Genomic DNA, 24,296 nt, shown 5'->3' with positions numbered 1-24,296 from the left:
GGTCATGGCGCTCGACATTCCCCGGCTCGACGGCCGGTTCCAGGTCGTCTCCGAGTTCCAGCCGGCCGGCGACCAGCCCGCCGCGATCGACGAGCTGGAGCGTCGGGTCCGGCGCGGTGACCGCAACACCGTGCTGCTCGGCGCGACCGGCACGGGCAAGAGCGCGACCACCGCGTGGCTGGTGGAGCGGCTGCAACGCCCGACGCTGGTCCTCGCCCCCAACAAGACCCTCGCCGCCCAGCTGGCCAAGGAGTTCGGCGAGCTGCTCCCGCACAACTCGGTCGAATACTTCGTCTCCTACTACGACTACTACCAGCCCGAGGCCTACATCCCGCAGACCGACACCTACATCGAGAAGGACTCCTCGATCAACGAGGAGGTCGAGCGGCTGCGGCACAAGGCGACCATGTCCCTGCTCACCCGGCGGGACACGATCGTGGTGGCGACGGTGTCGGCGATCTACGGCCTGGGCACCCCGGAGGAATACCTCGACCGCGCGGTGCGGGTCGCCGTCGGGCAGGAGCTCGACCGCGACCAGCTGCTGCGTCGGCTGGTCGACATCCAGTACACCCGCAACGACATGGCGTTCCAGCGCGGCACCTTCCGGGTCCGCGGCGACACGCTGGAGATCATCCCGGCGTACGAGGAGCTGGCCGTCCGGATCGAGCTCTTCGGTGACGAGGTGGAGAAGCTCTACTACCTCAACCCGCTCACCGGTGACGTGGTCCGCGAGGTCGACCACCTGCTCATCTTCCCCGCCACGCACTACGCCGCCGGCCCGGAGCGGATGGAGCGGGCGATCCGCGACATCGAGGCCGAGCTGGGCGAGCGGCTCGCCGAGCTGGACCGGCAGGGCAAGCTGCTGGAGGCGCAGCGGCTGCGGATGCGCACCACCTACGACATCGAGATGATGCGGCAGGTCGGGTTCTGCTCCGGCATCGAGAACTACTCGATGCACATCGACGGCCGGTTGCCCGGCAGTCCGCCGCACTGCCTGCTCGACTACTTCCCCGACGACTTCCTCACCGTGGTCGACGAGTCGCACGTGACCATCCCGCAGATCGGCGGCATGTACGAGGGCGACGCGTCCCGCAAGCGGATGCTGATCGACCACGGCTTCCGGCTGCCCAGCGCCGCCGACAACCGGCCGTTGCGCTTCGACGAGTTCCTGGAGCGGGTCGGCCAGATGGTCTACCTCTCCGCCACCCCCGGTCCGTGGGAGCTGGAGCAGGCCCAGGGCGAGTTCGTCGAGCAGGTGATCCGCCCGACCGGTCTGATCGACCCGGAGGTGGTGATCAAGCCCACCAAGGGCCAGATCGACGACCTGATGCACGAGATCAAGCTGCGGACCGAGCGCGACGAGCGGGTGTTGGTCACCACGCTGACCAAGAAGATGGCCGAGGACCTGTCGGACTATCTCCTGGAGAACGGCATCCGGGTGCGCTACCTGCACTCCGAGGTCGACACGCTGCGCCGGGTGGAGCTGCTGCGCGAGCTGCGCAAGGGCGAGTATGACGTGCTGGTCGGCATCAACCTGCTCCGGGAGGGTCTCGACCTGCCGGAGGTCTCCCTGGTGGCGATCCTGGACGCCGACAAGGAGGGTTTCCTGCGCAGCGGTCGGTCGCTGATCCAGACCATCGGCCGGGCCGCCCGTAACGTCTCCGGCCAGGTCCACATGTACGCCGACAAGATCACCCCGTCGATGGCGAGCGCGATCGACGAGACCAACCGGCGCCGGGCCAAGCAGATCGCGCACAACGAGGCGCACGGGATCAGCCCCGAGCCGCTGCGGAAGAAGATCCACGACATCCTGGACGACATCTACCGGGAGGCCGAGGACACCGACAACCAGGTCGGTGGCGCCGCCCGGCAGCTGTCCCGCGGCAAGGCGCCGGTCAAGGAGACCCGCAGCCGCGGCCGGGGCGCTGCCGCCACGCCGTCGCGGGAGGGGATGGCCCGGGCGGACCTGGCCAACCTCATCCAGGAGCTCAACGACCAGATGCTCGCCGCCGCCCGGGAGTTGCAGTTCGAGCTGGCGGCCCGGATCCGCGACGAGGTGGCGGACCTGAAGAAGGAGCTGCGCGGGATGGATGCCGCCGGCGTGAAGTGACGACCCGCAGGGAGTGGGGATGACCGGCGCCGAGTTCGTGGTCGGGCGCCCCGCGCCCCGGTTGCGTCCCTTCGTCGACCGTTACCTGGGCTACCGGGAGCCGGCGCCGGTGCCGCTGGTCCGTACCGAGGTGGCCGGTGCGTTCGTGGTGCTGGTGATCGGCTGGGGCGCGCCGCTGGACGTGGTCGACGGGCGGGCCGCGGACCGGGGAGCGTACGGGGTGGCCTCCTTCCTGGCCGGCCCGTTCGACGGCCACTGCACCACGTCGACGGTGGGCGTGGGCACCGGCGTGCAGCTGCTGCTGGAGCCGTTGACGGCGCGTCGGCTGCTCGACTTCCCGCTCGGTGAGGTGGCCAACCGGGCGGTGCCGCTGGGGCAGCTGCCCGGCCGCTGGCTCGACCGGCTGCGGCAGCGGCTGGCCGAGGAGCGGCGGTGGCCCGGGCGGTTCGCCCTGTTGGACGCCGCCCTGACCGGCCGGCTCGCGGAGACCACCCCCGCCGACCCGCGGCTGCGCCGGGCCTGGCAGCGGCTGACCCACGGCGGGGCCGGGGTGGCCGTCGCCACGGTCGCCGACGAGCTGGGCTGGAGCCGGCGGCACCTGGCGGTGCGGTTCCACCGGGAGTTCGGCCTGCCCCCGAGGACCGTCGTCCGGCTGGCGCGCTTCCACCGGGCGTACGGGGAGCTGACCGGCGGTGCGGGTGCCCTCCACGCCGTCGCGGCGACCGGCCCGGACGGTGGCTGGGCGGACTTCGCGGCGCGCTGCGGCTACTACGACCAGTCGCACCTGATCCGGGAGTTCCGCGAGTTCGCCGGCGCCACGCCGGGGGCGCTGCTCCGGCCGGGATCTCATTCGTCCAATACCGACTGACCGGCCGGGCGGCATCCTGGTCCCATGCGAGACATCTACCCGGTCTTCCGGTACCCCGACGCCCGTGCCGCCGTCGACTGGCTCTGCGCCGCCTTCGGCTTCCAGGTCCACAAGCTGCACGAGGAACCCGACGGATCCGTCACGCACGCCGTGCTGGCCCTCGACGACGCCATGATCATGGTCGGTCCGGGACGGGACTCCCGGGGGCGCCCGGCGGACGACGACTACGTCGTCTACGTGGCGGTCGACGACCTGGACGCCCACCACGAGCGGGCCCGGGCCGCCGGGGCGGAGATCGTCCGGGCGCCGTTCGACACCGACTACGGCTCCCGCGACTACGCGGCCCGGGACCTGGCCGGCAACGTCTGGTCGTTCGGCACCTACCGGCCCTGACCCGCTGCCCTGCCCGGTCGCGGCCCCACGCCCGGCCGCGGCCGGTAGCGGTGTGCGAGCGAGGTATTGCCGTGGGTGATCGTCCTGCGTACTCTCCGTACCTGGGGAGGCCAGGATGCCGTTGTCAACGAGTCCGGTGATTCGACGTGCCCGGCTCGGCGCAGAGCTGCGCCGGCTGCGCCGACGGGAGTCGCTCACCCTGGAACAGGTGTGTGCCCGGCTCGGCTGGGCGTCCACATCGAAGCTGTCCCGCATCGAGCTGGGGCAGAGCCGGCCCGACCTGGCCGACGTGCTGGACCTGCTGGACGTCTACGAGGTGGGCGAGGAGCAGCGGGCCGCGTTGATCGTGATCGCCCGGGACGCGGCCACCAGCCGCGGCTGGTGGAAGTCGCTCGGTGAGATGGGGGAGCGGCAGCGCACGTACGCCGAGTTGGAGGCGGGGGCGGCGACCATCCTGGACTACCACCCCGCGCTCGTGCCGGGGCTGCTGCAGACCCCGGCGTACGCCCGGCTGCGGGTGGCCGCGGGCCGGCTGCTGCATCCGGAGGTGGACGTGGAGGCCGACGTGCGGGCCCGGCTCGCCCGGCAGGACGTGCTCTGGGGTGCGGAACCCCCGGAGTACACGGCCCTGCTGGACGAGCGGGCCTGCGATCCGGCCGGCGTGCCGGACGAGGTGTGGCGCGAGCAGCTGCGCCATCTGGTGACGCTGGCGGGCCGGCCGAACGTGCGGCTGCGGGTGCTGCCCCGGGCCGCCACTCCGGGCGGTCCGCATCCGTTGACCCCGTTCACCTGCTACTCGTTTCCCGACCCGGCGGATCCGCGCACGGTGATGGTGGAGGCGCTCACCACGGACCTGCGGCTGGTCGCCGAGCACGACGTGAGCCGCTACGAGCGGGTCGCCGAGTGGCTGCTGGCGGCGGCGCTGTCGGCCGAGGAGAGTGTCGCTCTGCTGGCCGGGCGGGCGGAGGGCCCGGCGGCCGGCAACGGTGGCCGCGCGGTCGGGGCGGCCGAACCCGGTCGGTGACCTGCCGCGCGGCCGACGTGCGGTGCGCGCGGGCCACCGGACCCGGCGCCCCCGTTGACCGTCGGGGGACGGCGGCCCGCGCGTGACCGGACGCTAACCGGCGGGTACGACAACCCGGCGCGGGTCAGGCCGGCACGTCCACGAAGTGCTCGACCACGGGCGGGCCGGCGAAGTGCGGGCCGATCAGCGCCCGCCACCGGCCGAACGCCTCGGTCTGCCGGAAGTTGACGTCGTGCGCCTCCACCGAGTCCCACTCGATCAGCAGCACGAAGCGGGTCGGGGTCTCCACGCCGCGGGTCATCCGCACCGAGCGGCAGCCTTCGGCGGCGGAGACGATCGCGTGCGCCTCCCGGTAGGCGGCGGCGAAAGCGTCCTCGTGTCCGGGGAGCACGTCGATGAGCGCGACTTCAAGCACCATGTCCGAAGCCTCGCACGTCCGGCCGCCCCCGGTGCGGCCCGGGGGGATTGTTCCCCCGCGACGGGTGGATCTAGGGTGGGCGCGCGGATCGCGGGGGAGGGACAGCCGTGCTGGACTGGTTGACCACGGAGGCGTTCAGGGTCGCCGGGGTGGCGACGACCTGGGCGGAGGTGCTGGGCTTCGCCACCGGCGTGCTCAACGTGTGGCTGGTCGCCCGCCAGCACATCGCGAACTGGGCGCTCGGCATCGCCAACGTGCTGCTGCTGATGGTGCTGTTCTGGGCCGCCGGCCTGTACGCCGACGCCGGCCTGCAACTCGTCTACGTGGCGTTGGGCGTCTACGGCTGGTACCACTGGCTCTTCGGCGGCGAGCGGCGCAGCCGGTTGACGGTCAGCCGGACGGGGCGTGGCGAGTGGCTGGGCCTGGCAGTTGCCGGCGTGCTGCTCACGGCCGGTCTCTGGGTCCTGCTGGACCGGGCGACCGACTCCACCGTGCCGCTGGCGGACGCGCTCACCACCGCGTTGTCCCTGCTCGCCACCTACGGGCAGACCCGCAAGCTGGTGGAGAGCTGGTGGCTGTGGATCGCCGCCGACCTGATCTACATCCCGCTCTACGCGTACAAGGGACTCTGGCTGACCGGCGCGCTCTACCTGGTCTTCCTCGGGCTCTGCGTGCTGGGCCTGCGCGCCTGGCGGGCGGACCTGCGCTCGGCCGACCGCGACCCCGCCCCGGTGCCACCCGGCCCGGCCCCGGCCGCGGCGTGACCGGACGGCCCGAGGCGTGCCGGCCGGAGTTCCGGCACGGCCTGGTGGTCGGCAAGTTCTATCCGCCGCACGCCGGTCACCACGCCCTGATCGAGGCCGCCGCCGCCCGCTGCGCGGCGGTCACCGTGGTGGTGGCGCCGTCCCGGCGGGAGTCGATCCCGCTCGCGCCGCGGCTGGACTGGCTGCGCGAGGCGCACGCGCACACCCCGTGGGTCCGGGTGGTGGGCCGGTACGACGACCACCCCGTCGACTACGCCGACCCGGCGGCCTGGGACGCGCACTGCGCGGTGTTCCGGGAGGCGGTGGGGCCGGACCCGGTGGACGCCGTCTTCTCCTCGGAGGCGTACGGGGCGGAGCTGGCCCGGCGCTTCGACGCCGTACCCGTGGACGTGGACCCGGACCGGCGGACCGTGCCGGTCTCGGGCACCGCGGTGCGGGCGGACCCGGTGGCGCACTGGCGCTGGCTGAGCCCGCCGGTGCGGGCCTGGTTCGTCCGCCGGGTGGTGGTGGTCGGCGCGGAGTCGACCGGCACCACCACGATGGCCCGGGCGTTGGCGGCGCACTACCGCGGCGCCTGGGTGCCGGAGTACGGCCGCGAGTTGACCGCCCGCAAGCTGGCGGAGCTGCGCGCCCGCCGGCCCGCGGCGACGGTCTTCGACGTGACGTGGGACCGGGCCGACTTCCGGGAGGTGGTCCGCGCCCAGCAGGCCGCCGAGGACGCCGCCGCCCGGTCCAGCGGGCCACTGCTGTTCTGCGACACCGACGCCCGGGCCACCGCCGTCTGGGAGGAGCGGTATCTCGGCTCCTCCTCCGTGCAGGTGCGGGCGGCCGCGCGGAGGCCGGACCTCTATCTGCTGACCGACCACGCCGGGGTGCCGTTCGACGACGACGGGTTGCGCGACGGCGAGCACCTGCGGGCCTGGATGACCGGGCGGTTCCGCCAGGAGTTGGCAGCGAGCGGGGTGCCGGTGGTGGAGCTGGCCGGGTCGCACCCGCGGCGGCTGGCCCGGGCGGTCGAGGCCTGTGACGCGCTGCTGGCCGCCGGCTGGTCGCTGGCCGAACCGCTGCTCCCGCCGGCCTGAGGCTGGTCCCGGCCGGCGTGAGGCTGGTCCCGACCGGCGTGAGGGTTGACACCTAGCCTCCTAGGACGCCGTACGCGGTGTGCGCCCGGACGTGACACTGCCGGCAATCGGGCTCCCTGGAGGTGCGCTGAGGGCCGCCGATGGTGAACAATGGCGGCCAAGGAGGGGAGTATTCCCCCGCGACGGAGTCGTCAGCACGGTCGACCGCCAACCCCCGGCACCCGACCCGGCTCCGTCGGTCAGCGGCCCATCCCGGGTCGCTGGCGGAAGAGACCTCCGACAGTCACCAGAGTCAGCGTCGCCGCACGCCGTGCCGTCACTCGGCGTACCGTCGTGCCCGACGCCGCGTGTCTGCCGGAGGAATGGATTGAACGTGTCCGGAATGGTGTGGGCGGGAACCCTCGTCGCACTGACAGCGGTCCTGGTCGTCGACCTGTTGATCATCGGTCGTCGGCCCCACGAGCCGAGCGTGCGCGAGTCGAGCCTCTGGGTCGGCTTCTACGTCGGCCTGGCCCTGCTCTTCGGCGCCGGGCTGTGGCTCTTCTACGACGGCAGCGTCGCCGGCCAGTTCTACACCGGCTGGCTCACCGAGTACAGCCTCTCGGTGGACAACCTCTTCGTCTTCGTGATCATCATGGCGCGCTTCGCGGTGCCCCGGCAGTACCAGCAGAAGGTGCTGCTCATCGGCATCGTGCTGGCGCTGGTGATGCGCGGTGGCTTCATCGCCGCCGGCGCGGCCCTGATCTCGCAGTTCTCCTGGGTCTTCTACATCTTCGGCGCGTTCCTCATCTACACCGCGGTGAACCTGGCCCGGCAGGGCGAGCCGGACGAGGACGAGTTCAGCGAGAACGTGCTGATCCGGTGGAGCCGCAAGGCGCTGCCGCTGTCGAAGAACTTCGACGGCGCGAAGCTGACCACGCACGAGGCGGGCAGGCGGCTCTTCACCCCGATGCTGATCGTCATGATCGCGATCGGCACCACCGACCTGATCTTCGCGCTCGACTCGATCCCGGCGATCTTCGGGATCACCCAGGAGCCCTACCTCGTCTTCACCGCGAACGTCTTCGCGCTGATGGGGCTGCGCCAGCTCTACTTCCTGCTCGGCGGGCTGCTCGACCGGCTGATCTACCTCAGCTACGGCCTCGCGGTGGTGCTCGGCTTCATCGGCGTGAAGCTGGTGCTGGAGGCGCTGGCCGACAACAACCTGCCGTTCATCAACGGCGGGGAGCCCGTCGGCTGGGCACCGCACATCCCGATCTGGCTCTCCCTGCTGGTCATCCTCGGCACCCTGCTGATCGCCACGGTGGCCAGCCTGGCCAAGTCCGCCCGGGACCGCCGCCGGGAGCTGGCCGAGGCGCGCCGCTGACCCGGTGACCGTGCGAGGGCGTCTCGGCGTGTCCGGGGCGCCCTTTCGCGTACGTGGGGAGGATCAGACCCGGGCGGCGCCGACCAGGGTGGCCAGCCGGTCGGCCGGCAGCGCCTCCTCCACCACCCGGCGCTGCCGGTAGCAGGCGTGCAGCATCCGCCGCTCGCCGGTGACGATGCCGACGTGGTGGATCCGCCGGCCCGGCCGGGCGAAGAAGTACAGGTCGCCCGGGCGTTCCTCGCCGAGGCGCACCGGGGTGGTGGCCTGCGCCTGGTCGTACGCGTCGCGGGGCAGGACGACGCCGTACCGGCGCCAGGCCAGGTGCACCAGGCCGGAGCAGTCGACGCCGTGCGGGGTGAGGCCGCCCCAGACGTACGGGACGTCGCGCAGGCGGCGGGCGAGCGCCAGCGGGTCGGCCGGATCCGGATGCCCCTCGGGCAGGGGGGCCACGTCATCCTCGGCCGCCCAGAGCGGGTCGGCGTGACCGGGCGTGTGCAGCGGCAGCCGGCCGGCCACGGGTGGCCCGGCCGGGGGCAGCCGGGTGCCGAGGGTGGCCCCGGCGAGGGCCACCGGCCCGTGGGCGTCCTCCCGCAGGTCGGTGGTGAGCGCGGCGACGGTGCACCGGGCCGAGCTGTCGGACCGGGGTGGGGCCGGGGTCAGCTGGGCGGTCGGCAGCCAGCCCGGATAGCCCCGCCGGTCCAGCTCGGGGGCGGGCTGCTCGACGGCGACCACCCGGGCCCAGCCGTCGGGGCGCAGCTCGGTGACCAGCGCCCGTTCGCCGAGGAGCAGCTGGCTCAGCACGCAGTCGCCGACGCGCTGCTCGGCGTCCATCCCGGCGACCCAGGCGGGGATGTCGGTGCGGGGCGCGAGGGCGGGGCGGTCGACGGGCCGGACCGCCTCGGGTGCGGTCCACAGGGTGGCCGCCGCCACCCGGACGAGGGCCTCCCGGCCCGGTTGCAGCTCCACGCGCACCTCCCGCTCGCGTCGTCCCCCGAGGCGACCCTATGAAAGAAAGCAACGGGCATCAACCACGACGTTGCAGCTTTGCTTCAAGAATTCCGGTGACGCCGAGCCCGGGCACGTCGGGCAGCACCACCGTCGCGCCCTCGTACCCGATGCCGCCGACCACCGGGGACCAGGCCAGCCACCAGGCGGCGTCCAGGTCGGACACCACCGTCGTCCCGTACGCGGCGACCAGGCTCGCCGCCGCGCCCACCCCGATCTGGCTCTCCATCATCGAACCGACCAGGGTGCCGACCCCGTGCGCCGCGGCCAGGTCGAGCAGGGTCCGGGCCGGTTGCAGTCCACCGCACTTGGCCAGCTTCACGTTCACCAGGTCGGCGGCCCGACGGCGGATCACCTCGACCAGGTCGCGCACCCCGAAGACCGACTCGTCGGCGAGGATCGGCACCGACACCCGGTCGCTGACCCAGGCCAGCCCGTCGAGGTCCCAGCGGGCCACCGGCTGCTCGACCAGCTCGACGTCGAGCCCGGCGTCGGCGATGCCGTTGATCACCCGGACCGCCTCGCGAGGCGTCCAGCCCTGGTTGGCGTCCAACCGGATCCGCACCCCGGGGCCGACGGCGGTCCGGACGGCGTGGACCCGCTCCAGGTCACCCGCGGCGTCCGTGCCCACCTTCAGCTTGAGCACCGAGAAACCCTCGGTGCGGCGCTGCCGGCCGGCCGCCGCCAGCTCCGCCGGGTCACCGGCCGCCAGGGTGACGTCCGTGGGCACCCGCAGGGCCGTGCCACCCAGCAGCCGCACCAGGGGTACGCCGAGCCGTCGCGCGGCCAGGTCGTGCAGGGCGACGTCGACCGCCGCCTTGGCCGACTCGTTGCCGGCCACCGCCCGGGCCACCTCCGCGCACAGGGCGACGAGGTCGTCGGGGTCCCGGCCGGCGATCAACGGGCCGAGCACGTCCTGCACGCAGGCCTGGGCGCCGGTGACCGAGGCGCCGGTGACCTGCCACACCTGCGGCGCCTCCCCGAAACCGGAGCGTCCCTCGTCGTCGGTCACCTCGACGACCAGTGTCTCCACGGTGGTGGCGCGGCGCAGCGCGGTGACGAACGGGGTGTGCAAGGGGGCGGAAAGCCGGTGGGTGCGTACCGCGGCGATCGTCATGTCGGGCACCCTATACGCAGGGCAGCCGGGACAGGGGAGCGTCGATGACCGTACGGGACTGGGAACTGGTGGGGGCGCCGAACGCACGGGACCTCGGCGGCCTGCTGGGCGCCGGTGGGCGGCGGGTACGGGCCGGCCGGTTGATCCGGACGCCCGCGCTGGGCCGGCTCACCGACGAGGACCTGCCGGTGCTGGGCAAGCTGGGTGCGGCCTGCGTGGTGGACCTGCGGGACGCCTCCGAGATCGACGTCGCCCCGCCGGACCGGCTGGCCGGTGAACCCCGGCTGGTGCACCTGCCGGTGCACGACGCGGCCCACCCCGTCTTCACGTACGTCTCGGCGGTGCTGCTCGGGCACGACCTGGCCGCGTACGACGAGCTGGCCGCGGAGGGGACGCCGGCGGCGATGGCGGCGATCTACCGCTGGTTCGTCACCGGATCCTCGGCCCGGACCGGTTTCGGGACGGCGGTGCGGCTGGCGGCGGAGCCGGGGAACCTGCCGCTGGTGTTCCACTGCTCGGCGGGCAAGGACCGCACCGGCTGGCTGACCGTGGTGCTGCTGACCGCCCTCGGCGTGGACGAGGCGACGATCCGGGCGGACTACCTGCGAAACAACGAGTTGACCGCCAGCCTGCGGGAGGTGCTGCTGGAGGCGATGGGGCGCCGGCATCCGGGGCTGGACCCGGAGACGGTGCGCCCGGTGCTGGAGGTGCGCCCGGAGTACCTGGACGCCGCGTACGACGAGGTGCGGCGGGTGCACGGCTCGTTCGAGGCGTACCTGCGCGACGGGTTGGGGGTGGACGCGACGACGGTGGCGGCGCTGCGGGAGAACCTGCTGGACTGAGCCGGTGGTCAGGCCGGCAGGTCGTGCCGGGCGGCCCACACGCGGGCCGAGACGTTGGCGATCAGCCGGCAGGCGTCGTCCTCCACCTCTTCGCCGCTCGGGCCGCCGTCGGCCAGGTCGGTCGTGGTGCAGACGACGATGACGTACGGCGGGGCGTCGTCCGGGAAGACCACGCCGGCGCCGTGCCGGACCCCGCGTACCCAGCCGTTCTTGTGCGCGATCCGGGTGCCCTCGGGCAGCCCGGCGGCGATGTCCTCGCGGAACTCCTGGGCGCACAGCACGTCGAGCATGGCCGCGCAGCCGGCCGGCGAGGCCAGCGGGCCGGGCCGCCGCGCGCCCAGCGCCAGTGCGCCGAGCAGGGCGGCCAGGTCGGCGGCGGTGACCGGGTTGGTGATGCCGGCCTCCCGGGCGGCGAAGTCCTCGATGCCCCGGCCGGTGGCGCTGTGCCGGGCCCCGCCGAGCGTCCAGGCCCGCGCCACCGCCGGCAGGCCGACCAGGCCCAGCACGATGTTGGTGGCCAGGTTGCTGGACCGGACGATCATGCGCTGGGCGAGCCAGCGCGGCGAGGCGGTGCCGCCGACGCGCTCCCAGACCGCCTCGTCGTTGTCGTAGTCGCGGTCGCAGCCGAACCGGGGCGCGCCGGGCAGGGCGGAGTCGAACTCGTTCACCACCGGGATCGGGGTGTCCAGGTCCAGTTCGCCGGCCTCGGCGGCGCGGAGCAGGGCGACCAGCACGGCGACCTTCATGGTGCTGGCCGCGTAGTGGGTGGCGTCGGGCAGCCGGGTCCAGGCGGGCGCGGCGCCGGGACGACCTACGTACGCCGAGACGGTGCCGGGGACCTTGGCCAGGTGCGCGTCGAGTTCCGCCCAGATCATGTCCGGAACGGTAACCCACCCCGGGCCGGTACGACGGAGCCCGGGCCGCCGTGCGGGCGGTCCGGGCTCCGGTGGTACGCGGTGGGTCAGCCGGCGTGCTTGCGGCGGGCCGCGGCCCGACCCCGCTGCTGCTGGTCCAGCACCACCTTGCGGATGCGCACCGCGGTCGGGGTGACCTCGACGCACTCGTCCTCGCGGCAGAACTCGAGGGCCTGCTCCAGCGACAGCTTGCGCGGCGGGATCAGCTTCTCGGTCTCGTCGGAGGTCGACGCCCGCATGTTGGTGAGCTTCTTCTCCTTGGTGATGTTGACGTCCATGTCGTCGGAGCGGGAGTTCTCCCCGACGATCATGCCCTCGTACACCTCGGTGGTCGGCTCGACGAAGAGCTGGCCGCGCTCCTGCAGATTGATCATCGCGAAGGCGGTGACCGCGCCGGACCGGTCGGCGACGAGCGAACCGTTGTTACGGGTCCGCAGCTCGCCGAACCACGGCTCGTACGACTCGAAGACGTGGTGCAGGATGCCGGTGCCCCGGGTGTCGGTGAGGAACTCGGTGCGGAAGCCGATCAGGCCGCGCGCCGGGACCAGCCACTCCATCCGGATCCAGCCGGTGCCGTGGTTGACCAGCTGCTCCATCCGGCCCTTGCGGGTCGCGAGGAGCTGGGTGATCGCGCCGAGGTACTCCTCCGGGGCGTCGATGGTCAGCCGCTCGACCGGCTCGCAGGTCTTGCCGTCGATCTCCCGGGTGACGACCTGCGGCTTGCCGACGGTCAGCTCGTAGGACTCGCGCCGCATCTGCTCGACCAGGATGGCCAGGGCCAGCTCACCACGGCCCTGCACCTCCCAGGCGTCCGGCCGCTCGGTCGGCAGCACCCGCAGCGAGACGTTGCCGATCAGCTCCTTGTCGAGCCGGTCCTTGACCATCCGGGCGGTGACCTTGGAGCCCTTGACCCGGCCGACCAGCGGCGAGGTGTTGGTGCCGATGGTCATCGAGATGGCCGGCTCGTCCACGGTGATCAGCGGCAGCGCCACCGGGTTCTCCGCGTCGGCGAGGGTCTCACCGATCATGATGTCCGAGATGCCGGCGACGGCGATGATGTCGCCCGGGCCAGCGGTCTCGGCCGGCTTGCGCTCCAGGCCCTCGGTCATCAGCATCTCGGAGATGCGGACCCGCTGGGTGCTGCCGTCGGTGCGGCACCAGGCGACCGTCTGGCCCTTGCTGATGGTGCCCTGGCGGACCCGGCACAGCGCCAGCCGGCCCAGGAACGGCGAGGCGTCGAGGTTGGTGACGTGCGCCTGCAGCGGCGCTCCCTCCTCGTACGCGGGCGCCGGGATGGTGTCCAGCAGGGTGCGGAACAGCGGCTCCAGGCTGGTGCTGTCGTCCGGCACCGCGCCGTCGGCGGGCTGGGTCAGCGAGGCGATGCCGTCGCGGGCGCAGGCGTAGACGATCGGGAAGTCGATCTGCTCCTCGTCGGCGTCCAGGTCGAGGAAGAGCTCGTAGGTGTCGTCCACGACCTCCTTGATCCGGGCGTCCGGCCGGTCCACCTTGTTGATCACCAGGATGATCGGCATCCGGGCCCGCAGCGCCTTGCGCAGCACGAACCGGGTCTGCGGCAGCGGACCCTCGCTGGCGTCGACCAGCAGCACCACGCCGTCGACCATGGTCAGGCCGCGCTCGACCTCGCCGCCGAAGTCGGCGTGGCCGGGGGTGTCGATGATGTTGATGGTGACCGGGTCGGACCCGTCCGCCGGCAGGTACCGCACGCCGGTGTTCTTGGCCAGGATGGTGATGCCCTTTTCCCGCTCGAGATCCCCCGAGTCCATGACCCGCTCGGTGGTCTCACCACGGGCGCCGTAGGCGCCGGCCTGCCGCAACATGGCGTCGACCAGGGTCGTCTTGCCGTGGTCGACGTGGGCGATGATGGCGACGTTGCGGAGGTCGGTGCGAAGCTGCATACCCTCCATACTCCTGTCTGCGGTTGCCGGTGCGCGGGCCGGGGTCGTCCCCCGGACGCGTCCGGATCTGAGTCGAAGCTGCTGTTCCGACCGATTTCACGCCCAGGCCCCTGCCATCCCCGCCGCCCCACCGGCTGCGACGGTCGGTCGCGGTGGGACCGGCGTTGATCTCGGCTCGCGTACGCCGGGCGGGCGCGCCTGCTGCTGGTCGGCTTCCTAGCGTACGCGGCGGCGCCGCAGCCCGGGTCGGCGCTGCGGCCTCGCCGCCGCAGCCGTGACCGGTGACACACGTACGGGTGGCTTCCGCGCGGCCGGCGGTCTCCGGGCGTACCCCCGTCGGCCCTGGTGGGAGGGCCGACCCCGGCGCGCCCGATGCGCGCGGGGCCACACAAGGGGCTACACCCTTGCTACGGTCCGTCCGACGACGGGGGAGGTCGACGTGTCTCGACGCAGGGGATGGCCGGTGGCGGTGATGCTGGTCGCGCTGGCCGCCACGACGGTGGGCTGCGGGCAGCCGGAGCGGCCGGTGACGGCCGGCGCGCCGGTGACCGCCGACGCGGCACCCACCGAGCAGGAGTGGGTCGAGCCGGTGGTGGAGGAGACCTCTCCGCCCGCGCCGACCGCCTCGCCGTCCCCGCGGCGGTCCGCCTCGCCGAAACCGAAGCCCAAGCCGAAACCGAGACCGACCCGCACGGCGAGCCGGACCACACCGCCACCCGCGGAGACCGGGGCGCCCGTGGCCACCCGGCCCCCGGACCCGCCCGGCTGCCCGCCCACCCACCGGGGCACCCCGGTCAGCCGGGCGAAGGCGAAGGCCGCGCTGACCGACGCCGCCCGGCGGACGTACTGGCCGACCAGCGCCCCCGAGATCAAGATTCCGCTGAGCCTGGTCAAGGCCACCGCCTGGCAGGAGAGCGGCTGGCAGTCCGACGTGGTGGCCTGCGACGGCGGCATCGGGCTGATGCAGATCCAGCCGGAGACGGTCGACTGGATGAACCAGCGCTTCGGCCAGGACTACGACGTGCACGACTACCGCGACAACGCCTACCTCGGCGGGACCTACCTCGCCTGGCTGACCAAGAAGATCGGCGACACCCACTTCCGGGGCAACTATCGCCTCGACCCGGGGCTGTGCACCGGCGGGATCGAGTCCTGCCTGTTGAACGCGGTGATCGCGGCGTACAACTTCGGCATCGCCGCGGTGCTCCCGCAGGACGACAGGGGGCCGCTGGTGATCCCCAACGCGCAGTACGTGGAGAACGTGCGGGAGTTGATGAGGACCTGCGTCTGCCTCGACTTCTGACCCCGAGGGCCGCCGGGCAGGGGTTGCCAAGCCCACGCCGGCGTGACCAGGATCTCCTGTGGACCGGGCTCCGGCCGACGGGGCCCGCCCGGCGACAAAGGAGTCTCCGATGCCCGATGTCAACCGGCGTTCCTTGCTGCGCGGCGCTGCCGCCGCCGCGGGCGGCGCCGTGCTCGGCGGCCCGTTCCTCGGGTTCGTCGCCCGCGGCGAGGCCGGCGCGGTCGGCCGCCGTCCCGCGCCCCACCCCACCCTCGGCCCTGTGCCCGACCTGCGCGACGGCCGGGTCCGGCTGCACCTTCCCGAAGGCTTCCGGTACCGCTCGTTCCACGACACCGAGAGCCCCGTCGTCCTGGACGACGGCACCCGGCTGCCCGGCCGGCACGACGGCATGGGCGCCTTCCGTGGCCCCGGCGACACCGTCCGGCTGGTCCGCAACCACGAGGTCAACAACCCCGGCCCGGCCTTCGGCGACGCCTCGGTCGCGTACGACCCGATGGCGCAGGGCGGCACCACCACCGTCGAGGTCACCCGCTTCGGCGAGGTACGCCGGGCCTGGACCAGCCTCAACGGCACGATGATGAACTGCTCCGGCGGCCGGATGCCGTGGGGCGCCTGGATCAGCTGCGAGGAGACGGTCAACGGACCGGACGTCGGCCCCGACTTCACCGGCACCTCGAACGTCCCGCTCACCCGACCGCACGGCTTCGTCTTCGAGGTGCCCGTGGACGGCACGGCCGACCGTCAGCCGGTCACCGCCGCCGGCCGCTTCGCCCACGAGTCGGTCGCGTTCGACCCGGTGGGCGGGCACCTCTATCTGACCGAGGACAACTTCGGCTTCGCCTCCGGCTTCTACCGCTACACCCCGTCGGAGCATCCGATGCGTACCGGCCGGCTGGCCGACGGCGGCCGGTTGCAGATGCTCGCCGTGCGGGGCCGACCCAACGTGAACCTGGCCGCGAGCCAGCGCCGGCACGCCACCTACCCGGTGCGGTGGGTGGACATCGACGACCCGGCGCCGCGTTTCCCCTACACGCCCGGGCAGCCGGCGCCGACCGGCAACGAGACCGCGTTGACCCACGTCTCCCGGCAGGGTTGGGCGCAGGGCGCCGCGTACTTCTCCCGGCTGGAGGGCTCGGCGTACGACGACGGGGTCGTCTACTTCACCGCCACCCAGGGCGGTGGCCCGGCGGAGACCTCCACCGGCCCGATCGCCGACGGGTTCGGCAACGGGCACGGTCAGGTCTGGGCGTACGACTGCCGGGCGCAGCTGCTGCGGCTGGTCTACGAGTCGCCCGGCCCCGACGTGCTGGACTTCCCGGACAATGTCACCACCAGCCCGCGCGGCACCATCGTGGTCTGCGAGGACAACGTCGACGACAACTACGTACGCGGGCTGACCCCGCGCGGCGAGCTGTTCGACATCGCGTTGAACCGGCTGGTCAGCAGCACCGGGGTGGACCGGTCCGACGACGAGTTCGCCGGGTCCACGTTCAGCCCGGACGGGCACACCCTGTTCGTGAACATCCAGGCCAGCCGCGGCCTGACCTTCGCCATCTGGGGTGACTGGCGGGCGATCGGGGTCTGAGCGCGCACCCGTGGGTAGGGGTCGGGGTGGTCACCCCGACCCCTGCTTCCAACGGCTGCTGCCCCACCCGGCCAGTGGTGCACCGCCCGCGCCGGCTGGGACGGGCCGAGCGGCCTGGGCACCCCGAACGGGGTGGGCGCCTTCTGAGGTGGCCGACGCGCAGGGCCCCGGCGGTGTCGACCGCCGGGGCCCCGTCGCGTGGCCGACTCAGGCGTGGGTGCCGGCCGGTTCGACCGGGGCGGACTCCGCACCGGCCGTGCCGTCCGGCTCCCGCCGGATCCGACCCGGCCACCAGAACCGGTCACCCAGCACGAAGGCCAGCGCGGGGACCAGCACGGTACGCACCAGCAGGGTGTCCAGCAGCACGCCGATGCAGACGATGATGCCGATCTGGGTGAGGGTGATCAGCGGCAGCACGCCGAGCACCGCGAAGACCGCGGCGAGCAGGATGCCGGCGCTGGTGATCACCCCGCCGGTGACCCGCAGCGCGGAGAGCATCCCGTCGCGGGTGCCGGTTGTACGGGCGTCCTCGCGGGCCCGGGTGACCAGGAAGATGTTGTAGTCCACCCCCAGCGCGACCAGGAACACGAAGGCCAGCAGCAGCACCCCGCTGTCCAGCGCCGGGAAGCCGAGCACGTGGTCGAAGAGCAGCCACGCCGCGCCCAGGCTGGCGAAGAACGACGCGATCACGGTGGCCACCAGCAGCAGCGGCGCCACCAGGCCGCGCAGCAGCAGCACCAGCACGGCGCCGACCAGGGCGAGGATGATCGGCAGGATCAGCCGCAGGTCCCGGTCGTTCGCCTCCTCGGTGTCCAGGGTCGCCGCCACCGAGCCGCCGACCAGTGCGCCGCGGGCGGCCTCGACGCCCTTGACGGCCGGGGGAGCGGAGTCGGGGACCGCGACGACCGCGTCGCGCAGCGCCTCGATCGCCCGGTCGGAGGCGGCGGTGCCGGGCTCCGCCTCCAGCACCACGTCGACCTGGGCCACGGCCTCACCCGCGGTGCCGGGTCGGGCCGAGGCGACTCCGTCCACGGCGGCGGCCGCCCGGGTGACGGCCTCGGCCGCCGACGGGTTGGTGAGCACGGCGACCGGCTGGGTGGTGCCGGCCGGGAAGGCCCGGGCCAGGGTCTCCGCCCCGGCGACCGCCTCCGGCTTCACCCGGAACTGCTCGGTCTCGGACAGGCCGGTGCGGATCCCGAGGCCGCCGAGGGCGAGACCGGCCAGGAGCAGGGTGGCCAGCACCGCGACCGGCGCCGGACGGCGTTCGACGGCGGCGCCGAGCCGGCCCCAGAGCTTCCCCTCGCGGGCCGGGCTGCCGACCCGGGGGACGAACGGCCAGAACAGGCCCCGCCCGAACAGCACCAGCACCGCCGGGAGCACGAACAGGGCGGAGAGCATGGCGAACACGACGCCGGTGGCACAGGCCACGGCGAGGGCGCGGTTGGTCTCCTGCTCCGACAGCAGCAGGGTGAGTACGCCGAGCACGACGGTGCCGCCGCTGGCCAGGATGGGCTCGGCGGTGCGGCGCAGGGCGTGCCGCATGGCGGCGAACCGGTCCTCCTCGCGGCGCAGCTCCTCCCGGTAGCGGGCGATGAGCAGCAGGGCGTAGTCGGTGGCGGCGCCGAAGACCAGCACGCTGGCGATGCCGGTGACCGCGCCATCCTGGAGGTGGATGCCGACCGCCGGCACGATCGTGTCGACCGCCCGCAGGGTGAGCTGCTCGGTGGCGGCGACCACGACCAGCGGCACGATCCAGAGGAACGGGCTGCGGTAGGTGATCAGCAGCAGCAGCGCCACCACCGCGGCGGTGACGGCGAGCAGGGTGACGTCGGCGCCCTCGAAGACCTTGGTGAGGTCGGCGGTGAACGCGGGGCCGCCGGTCACCTGGACGGTGAGCGGGTCGGGAAGCGCGCCGAGCGCGTCGCGGATCTCGGCGACCTTGTCGGCGACCTTCTCCTGACCGCCGTCGGTGGACAGCGGCACGACGACCAGTGCCACCGTGCCGTCCGGGGAGGTCTGCGGCGGCGCGGTCCGGCCGCCGACGGCGAACTGGCCGAGGTCGACCTGGCCGCCGGTGAGGGTGGCGCGGTCGGCGTCGGTGAGCCGGCCACCGTCGGCGCGGCTGAGCACCACGATCGCCGGCTGCACGTCGCGGGAGGGCAGCTGCTCCTGGAGGCGCTCCACCTGCGTGGACTGCCACTGCGTCGACAGTCCGGTGGCGGAGACAGGTGCGGGGTTGTCGGGCTTGGGCAGTCCGAAGACGGCCCCGCCGAGCACGATCACCGCCACCACGGTGAGCCAGGCGGCGAGCCGGCCACGGGCGACGCGGGTGAAGAGGGACATCGGGTGCCTCACGGTCTCTCGGCGTGGGTTTGCAGCGGGAGCGGCGCGGAAACAGGGATCTCGACGGTCGGCATTCCGCTCGACCGCAGAGTATCTTGATGACCGAGATTATCTGCGGTTGCTCTATGCTGCAACCGCAGGGCGGCGGGAGGAAGCGACGGGCGACGTGGCAGCGCACGGCATGTATCGGCGGCGGGAGACCCGACGCGGTCGCCTGATCGCCGACATCACCAACGACCTGCGGCGATACTCCGTGGACGCCCAGCACGTCGGGCACGCCTTCGCCGGCCTGCACGGTCTGGGCGCCAGCGACCTGCACGCGCTGATCGCCGTGATGGACGCCGAACTGGTCGGCGACCCGATCACCCCGGGCCGGCTGGGGGATCTGCTCAACCTCTCCTCGGGAGCGGTGACCGCCCTGGTCGACCGGTTGGAGCGGGCCGGGCACATCCGGCGGGACCGCGACACCGCCGACCGCCGGAAGGTGTTCCTGCGCTACGCCGACCCGGGCGCCCAGCTGGCGATGGAGTTCTTCGGGCCGCTCGGCCGGCGTACCGACGAGGTGATGGCCGGCTTCGACGACGACGAGCTGGAGACCGTGCAGCGCTTCATGGCCGCCATGGTCACCTCGATGCGCCAGCACCGCGACGAGGTCCGCGCCGCGCGCGGCGAGCCCGCGCGCCGACCGCCGGCCTGAGTCGCCCACCCCGGTCACGCTCCGCGAGGTGAAACGTCGTATTTTGCGGCGCGTACGCAGCTGCTCGGCCCGGTCGGCTGTTCCGACGGCCGCCGCAGGGCCGTTCCGCCGGTCAATACAGGTACTTTGACCTGCGAGAATTCCCAGGTTCATCGGTTACGCTGGGCTCAGCTGCCCGACGACGTGCATCAATCGGCCGGGCGGCGTCCCGGTCCCCGTCCATCACGGACGGTGATCACTGCTCCCGGCCCCCGCCAAATCGGAAAGGGGGTTGTGATGACCACGGCACCGGCGAACCTGCTCGCAGTGCGTCGCCTCCTGCTCACCCATCTCAACGTCGACCCGGACACCGTCCGCCCCGAGGACCTGGAGCCCGCGGAGGTGGGGATCGTCGGTGATCCCAGCCACCGGGGCGGCTACCACTGCGGTTCCGACCGGGTGCTGCCCGACGACTACTCCGTCGTCGAGTCCCCACGGGACCGCAACGGCCTGACCCTGTACGCGTCCGCACTGGACGTCGGCCCGTTCGAGGTGAGGTCGAACGGTCGTACCCACGACCTTCGCTCCTTCTCGAACTGGCTGGTCGCGCAGTGCGTCGCGGACGCACCGGACACCCGTGACCTGCGGGAGATCATCTACTCGCCGGACGGGAAGACCGTCAGGAGGTGGGACCGGCTGGGCAAGCGTACGAGTGGCGACAGCAGCCACCTGTACCACACCCACTTCAGTTTCTTCCGCGACTCCACCAAGGCGAACCGGGACCAGACCCCGCTGTTCCGCCGCTACCTCACCAGCATCGGGCTGATCGCCCCCGTGAAACCGGAGCCCACCATGGAACAGACCGACAAGCTCATCAAAGACACCGGCTATCCCAACCGGACCGTCGGCGACGTCTTCGCCGACCTGCAGAACCTGCGCAACTGGCTGATCTCCCCGGTCGGCACCGCCGGCCTGATCACCAAGCCGCCGGCGACCTCGCCGCTCGGGCTGATGCTGACCGCCGCCCAGGGCTGGCCGGCGCTGGTCGCGCAGGTCACCGCGCTGTCCAAGAAGGACTTCACCGACGAGCAGGCCATCGTGGCCGGAATCCTGGCCACCCTCACCCCGCAGGCGATCGCCGCCGCCATTCCGCCCAGCATCGCCGACAAGGTCGCCGACGAGCTGCACAGCCGGCTCGCCGCCTGACCGCTGCCGGTCAGCCGCGAAGGAGTTGCGCAACGGGCCTTGCGCAACACTTCTTGCTAATGAAACAGTGGGTCGGTGGACGAGACCCCCGCGACACCACGCACCGACCCCGCCGTACGCCGGATCACCGACTCCCCGGTGCTCGCCGCGCTGGCCCACCCGCTGCGCCGCCGCCTCATGGACGTGCTCAAGGTGCACGACGCCGCCACCGTCGGCGTCCTCGCCGAACAGACCGGCCAGGCCCCCGCCAACATCAGCCACCACATGAAGGTCCTCGCCGCCGCCGACCTCGTCACCGAGGCCCCCGAGCTGGCCCGGGACCGGCGGGAACGCTGGTGGCGACTGGTCAACCGGGGCGTCCGCTGGTCCAGCGCCGACTTCGACGCCGACCCCGCCGGCCGGGCGGTCGCCGACGCCGCCACCTCGCTCAACCTCGACCGGCACGTGACGCTGGCCCGTGCCTGGCACGCCGCCGGAGACGAGGCACACGAACGGTGGGGCGACGGGCCCTTCTCCACCGACCGCTGGCTGCGACTGACCCCCGACGAACTGGCCGAACTGAGCCGGGAACTCAACGACCTGCTGGCCCGCTGGGGCGACCGCGGGACCCCGGACGACGGCCGCGAACGGCAGCCGGTCTTCGTCTTCGCGTACGGCGTCCCGGCCCGGCCGTGAGCGCCACCCCGGCCCCGGCCGGCTCCCGGCCCGCGGTGGACGGGCCCACCACCGACGGGCGCGACAACCGCGCCCGCGGCGGGCTGCTGCGGCATCGCGACTTCCGGCTGCTCTGGGCGGGGCAGACCGCCAGCGCCCTGGGCAGCAACGTGACGGCGGTGGCGCTGCCCCTGGTCGCGGTCACGGTGCTCGACGCCGGCGCCCTCCAGGTGGCCGTCCTCACCGCCGCGGCGTGGCTGCCCTGGCTGCTCATCGGGCTGCCGGTGGGGGCGTGGGTCGACCGGCTGCCCCGTCGTCCCCTGATGATCGGCTGCGACCTGGTCTCGGCACTGCTGTTCGCCAGCGTCCCGGTGACCGCCGCGCTCGGCGTGCTCACCGTCGGGCAGCTGCTCGCCGTGGCGCTCGGCGCCGGGGTGGCCCGGGTCTTCTTCGAGACCGCCGACCAGGTCTACCTGCCCACCCTGCTGCGTCCCGACCAGCTGCCGGAGGGCAACGCCAAGCTCCAGGCCACCCAGACCAGCAGCTACGTCCTCGGCCCCGGGGTGGCCGGCGTGGTCGCGCAGCTCGCCGGGGCGGTCGTCGCCCTGCTGCTGGACGCGCTGAGCTTCCTGATCTCGGCCGCCTGCCTGCTGCGCGTCCGGGCGGTCGAGCCGCCGCCGGCCCGGGCGACGGGCGCGCCGTCGCTGCGTCGACGGATCGCCGACGGCCTCAGCTTCGTGGCGCGCGACCCGTACCTGCGGGTGCTGACGATGTTCGGCGCCGCCAGCAACGTCGGCCTGATCGGCTACCAGGCGCTCCTGGTGGTCTTCCTTGTCCGCGAGGTCGGCCTGCGGCCCGGGCTGGTCGGTGCCGTGGTCGGCGCGATGAGCCTCGGCGGGGTGCTCGGCGCACTGGTCGCCACCACCGCCGGACGGCGACTGGGCAGCGCGCGGGCCATGCTGGTCGCCGCGGCCCTGACCGGGCCACCGTCGCTGCTCATCCCGCTGGCCCGGCCGGGCGCGGGCCTGCTCTGGCCCGTGCTGGGCGGGCTGCTGGTCAGCCTCGGCGTGGCCGTCGGCAACGTCGTCAAGGGCGCGTTCCGGCAGGCGTACACCCCGCACCACCTGCTGGGTCGGGTCACCGTGAGCATGCACCTGCTCAACTACGGGGCGATCCCGCTGGCCGCCACGGTGGCCGGCGCGCTCGGCGCGGCCCTCGGGCCGGGGCGGGCGATCTGGCTGCTCACCGGTTGGCTGGCCGCCAGCCCGCTGATCCTGCTGGTGGGCCCGCTCCGGCACCGGCGCGACCTACCGACGGCACCGGCCTGACCGCGCCGCCCGAACGCCGCAGCCGACGGCCTGGAACAGACCGACGGCGCCCGACCAGGTTCGATCGGCGCGCCGTACGGGTCAAGATGTGGACGCGGCGACCGTGGACGCTGCCACGATCGCCGCGGTGACGCCGGTGCCCGGCCGTCTCGTGACCGAGCCGGCGGACGCGACGACCGCGCTGTGGCGGCGACCCAGGGCCGCCGCCACCGGCACGGAACTAGATCGGACGGACGTTGTCCGCCTGCGGGCCCTTCTGCCCCTGGGTCACCTCGAACTCGACCTTCTGCGCCTCGTGCAGCTCTCGGTAGCCGCTGGAGGCGATGGCCGAGTAGTGGACGAAGACGTCCGGGCCTCCGCCGTCCTGCTCGATGAAGCCGAAGCCCTTTTCCGAGTTGAACCACTTGACCGTGCCGGTTGCCATGCATCTCTCCCTGTTCACAGCGGCGGACCACCGGCGACTGGCCGGTGATCGCCCTTACCACCCCCGACAGTAACCGCCCGCACCGCGATCCGCTGCCGGAAGTGCCGGCGAGCCTTCGGACAATCGCACTCCGGGTCGGGAAATCGACCCGTCGGCGGGCCGGTTGCGGCATGCTGGCCTGCGATGGTGGTAGCCGCAGCCGCAGCGCTGACCGAGTTGGAGCAGGAAATCACCGCGCCCGGTGAAGGGCTCGACCGGCTCCGGCTGGTCGAGACGCCCTTCGTCCCCGAGGTCCGGCTGCACCTGGCCGAGGACGCGATCGTCTGGTGGGCCCGGATGGAGGCCGCCGCCGGCGGCCCACTGCCGGCGCCGTACTGGGCCTCGGCGTGGGCGGGTGGGCAGGCCCTGGCCCGCTACCTGCTCGACCATCCCGACCTGGCCCGCGGCCGGCGGGTGCTCGACCTGGCCACCGGCTCCGGGCTGGTCGCCATCGCCGCCGCGCTCGCCGGGGCCCGGCAGGTCGTGGCCAACGACATCGACCCGTACGCGGCGGCAGCGGTCACCGTCAACGCCCGGGTCAACCGGGTGGACGTCGCCGCGCAGCTGGGCGACCTGCTCGACGCCGACATCCAGGTCGACCTGCTGCTGGCCGGGGACGTGCTCTACGACGGCGACATGGCCGGTCGGGTGCTGCCGTTCCTGCGCCGGGCCGCGGCCGGCGGCGCGCAGGTGCTCCTCGGCGATCCGGGTCGCGGTCACCTCTCCGCCACCGGCTGGGAGACGGTCGTCAGCTACCCGGTGCCGACGACGGAGCCCAGCGTCGACCCGGCGCCACGCCCGGTCCGGGTGCTCCGACCGGCCTGACCGGCGGCGCCGGCTCAGGGAACACCCGGAGACCGGTTCTCCGGGACGACCGGGGGACCGCGCCGGATGCCCCGAGCGGGGCGGTGCAAATAGC

At 73.2% G+C, this 24,296-nt stretch carries 22 protein-coding genes; 15 read left to right on the top strand and 7 right to left on the bottom strand.

Going from position 1 to position 24,296, the window contains the following annotated elements; translation table 11 throughout:
• The first annotated feature begins 4 nt into the window (after positions 1-4).
• The 4 genes from uvrB to GA0074704_RS22085 all read left to right on the top strand — a co-directional run bounded on the left by uvrB (position 5) and on the right by GA0074704_RS22085 (position 4,395).
• Positions 5-2,110: an excinuclease ABC subunit UvrB gene (uvrB, locus tag GA0074704_RS22100; protein WP_088972271.1), complete on the top strand. Its 2,106-nt coding sequence runs from the start codon at positions 5-7 to the stop codon at positions 2,108-2,110.
• Between the two features lie 19 nt (positions 2,111-2,129).
• On the top strand, positions 2,130-2,978 hold the full coding sequence (locus GA0074704_RS22095; RefSeq protein ID WP_088972270.1) for a helix-turn-helix domain-containing protein: 849 nt from the start codon (positions 2,130-2,132) through the stop codon (positions 2,976-2,978).
• A 24-nt stretch (positions 2,979-3,002) separates the two neighbouring features.
• Positions 3,003-3,371 carry a VOC family protein gene (locus GA0074704_RS22090; RefSeq protein WP_088972269.1) on the top strand — a complete coding sequence of 123 codons (369 nt, stop codon included), beginning with the start codon at positions 3,003-3,005 and terminating at the stop codon, positions 3,369-3,371.
• 115 nt (positions 3,372-3,486) lie between these two features.
• Complete coding sequence (locus tag GA0074704_RS22085) at positions 3,487-4,395, top strand: DUF5753 domain-containing protein (protein ID WP_088972268.1); 909 nt, start codon at positions 3,487-3,489, stop codon at positions 4,393-4,395.
• A gap of 124 nt (positions 4,396-4,519) precedes the next feature.
• Here GA0074704_RS22085 and GA0074704_RS22080 read toward each other — a convergent pair whose 3' ends face one another.
• Positions 4,520-4,813: an antibiotic biosynthesis monooxygenase family protein gene (locus GA0074704_RS22080; RefSeq protein WP_088972267.1), complete on the bottom strand. Its 294-nt coding sequence runs from the start codon at positions 4,811-4,813 to the stop codon at positions 4,520-4,522.
• A 107-nt stretch (positions 4,814-4,920) separates the two neighbouring features.
• Between GA0074704_RS22080 and pnuC the strand changes: the two genes are divergently transcribed.
• From pnuC to GA0074704_RS22065, 3 genes are all read left to right on the top strand, one after another.
• Positions 4,921-5,577, top strand: coding sequence for a nicotinamide riboside transporter PnuC (gene pnuC / locus GA0074704_RS22075; protein ID WP_088972266.1), 657 nt, complete (start codon positions 4,921-4,923; stop codon positions 5,575-5,577).
• A complete protein-coding gene (locus GA0074704_RS22070; protein ID WP_231926646.1) occupies positions 5,574-6,659 on the top strand; it encodes an AAA family ATPase in 1,086 nt (361 codons plus the stop codon). The genes pnuC and GA0074704_RS22070 overlap by 4 nt, the downstream gene beginning before the upstream one ends.
• A gap of 367 nt (positions 6,660-7,026) precedes the next feature.
• Positions 7,027-8,025 carry a TerC family protein gene (locus tag GA0074704_RS22065; RefSeq protein WP_088972265.1) on the top strand — a complete coding sequence of 333 codons (999 nt, stop codon included), beginning with the start codon at positions 7,027-7,029 and terminating at the stop codon, positions 8,023-8,025.
• 63 nt (positions 8,026-8,088) lie between these two features.
• Here the strand turns inward: GA0074704_RS22065 and GA0074704_RS22060 are convergent, their stop codons facing one another.
• On the bottom strand, positions 8,089-8,991 hold the full coding sequence (locus GA0074704_RS22060) for a C40 family peptidase (protein ID WP_088972264.1): 903 nt from the start codon (positions 8,989-8,991) through the stop codon (positions 8,089-8,091).
• A gap of 58 nt (positions 8,992-9,049) precedes the next feature.
• Complete coding sequence (locus tag GA0074704_RS22055; RefSeq protein ID WP_088973881.1) at positions 9,050-10,147, bottom strand: mandelate racemase/muconate lactonizing enzyme family protein; 1,098 nt, start codon at positions 10,145-10,147, stop codon at positions 9,050-9,052.
• Positions 10,148-10,191: 44 nt separating this feature from the next.
• On the opposite strand from GA0074704_RS22055, the gene GA0074704_RS22050 reads away from it, so the two are divergent.
• Entirely contained in the window at positions 10,192-10,989 is a 798-nt protein-coding gene (locus tag GA0074704_RS22050) for a tyrosine-protein phosphatase (protein ID WP_088972263.1), read from the top strand.
• A gap of 8 nt (positions 10,990-10,997) precedes the next feature.
• Here the strand turns inward: GA0074704_RS22050 and GA0074704_RS22045 are convergent, their stop codons facing one another.
• Positions 10,998-11,864: a serine hydrolase gene (locus GA0074704_RS22045; RefSeq protein WP_088972262.1), complete on the bottom strand. Its 867-nt coding sequence runs from the start codon at positions 11,862-11,864 to the stop codon at positions 10,998-11,000.
• A gap of 86 nt (positions 11,865-11,950) precedes the next feature.
• The gene (gene typA / locus GA0074704_RS22040; RefSeq protein ID WP_088972261.1) at positions 11,951-13,819 is read right to left on the bottom strand and encodes a translational GTPase TypA; all 1,869 of its coding nucleotides are present in this window, start codon (positions 13,817-13,819) and stop codon (positions 11,951-11,953) included.
• 472 nt (positions 13,820-14,291) lie between these two features.
• On the opposite strand from typA, the gene GA0074704_RS22035 reads away from it, so the two are divergent.
• Both GA0074704_RS22035 and GA0074704_RS22030 read left to right on the top strand, forming a co-directional pair.
• A complete protein-coding gene (locus GA0074704_RS22035) occupies positions 14,292-15,122 on the top strand; it encodes a transglycosylase SLT domain-containing protein (protein WP_088973880.1) in 831 nt (276 codons plus the stop codon).
• Positions 15,123-15,231: 109 nt separating this feature from the next.
• Positions 15,232-16,707: a PhoX family protein gene (locus tag GA0074704_RS22030; RefSeq protein ID WP_088972260.1), complete on the top strand. Its 1,476-nt coding sequence runs from the start codon at positions 15,232-15,234 to the stop codon at positions 16,705-16,707.
• Positions 16,708-16,914: 207 nt separating this feature from the next.
• Here GA0074704_RS22030 and GA0074704_RS22025 read toward each other — a convergent pair whose 3' ends face one another.
• A complete protein-coding gene (locus GA0074704_RS22025) occupies positions 16,915-19,050 on the bottom strand; it encodes an MMPL family transporter (RefSeq protein ID WP_088972259.1) in 2,136 nt (711 codons plus the stop codon).
• A gap of 181 nt (positions 19,051-19,231) precedes the next feature.
• Here GA0074704_RS22025 and GA0074704_RS22020 point away from each other — a divergent pair, with 181 nt between their 5' ends.
• From GA0074704_RS22020 to GA0074704_RS22005, 4 genes are all read left to right on the top strand, one after another.
• Positions 19,232-19,747 (top strand): MarR family winged helix-turn-helix transcriptional regulator, encoded by a 516-nt coding sequence (locus tag GA0074704_RS22020; RefSeq protein ID WP_088972258.1) that lies wholly within the window; start codon positions 19,232-19,234, stop codon positions 19,745-19,747.
• Positions 19,748-20,023: 276 nt separating this feature from the next.
• The gene (locus GA0074704_RS22015) at positions 20,024-20,932 is read left to right on the top strand and encodes a hypothetical protein (RefSeq protein ID WP_088972257.1); all 909 of its coding nucleotides are present in this window, start codon (positions 20,024-20,026) and stop codon (positions 20,930-20,932) included.
• A 75-nt stretch (positions 20,933-21,007) separates the two neighbouring features.
• Positions 21,008-21,607 (top strand): helix-turn-helix domain-containing protein, encoded by a 600-nt coding sequence (locus GA0074704_RS22010; protein ID WP_088972256.1) that lies wholly within the window; start codon positions 21,008-21,010, stop codon positions 21,605-21,607.
• Positions 21,604-22,914: an MFS transporter gene (locus tag GA0074704_RS22005; protein ID WP_231926642.1), complete on the top strand. Its 1,311-nt coding sequence runs from the start codon at positions 21,604-21,606 to the stop codon at positions 22,912-22,914. Before GA0074704_RS22010 ends, GA0074704_RS22005 begins: the two co-directional genes overlap by 4 nt.
• A gap of 220 nt (positions 22,915-23,134) precedes the next feature.
• On the opposite strand, the gene GA0074704_RS22000 is transcribed toward GA0074704_RS22005, so the two are convergent.
• Positions 23,135-23,338 (bottom strand): cold-shock protein, encoded by a 204-nt coding sequence (locus tag GA0074704_RS22000; RefSeq protein ID WP_088972255.1) that lies wholly within the window; start codon positions 23,336-23,338, stop codon positions 23,135-23,137.
• A 186-nt stretch (positions 23,339-23,524) separates the two neighbouring features.
• Here GA0074704_RS22000 and GA0074704_RS21995 point away from each other — a divergent pair, with 186 nt between their 5' ends.
• Positions 23,525-24,202, top strand: a complete 678-nt coding sequence (locus GA0074704_RS21995) for a class I SAM-dependent methyltransferase (RefSeq protein WP_088973878.1) — start codon at positions 23,525-23,527, stop codon at positions 24,200-24,202.
• Positions 24,203-24,296: the final 94 nt, after the last annotated feature.

The sequence above is a fragment of the Micromonospora siamensis genome (assembly GCF_900090305.1).
GTDB lineage: Bacteria > Actinomycetota > Actinomycetes > Mycobacteriales > Micromonosporaceae > Micromonospora > Micromonospora siamensis.
This window is presented reverse-complemented; position numbering and strand designations above follow the sequence as displayed.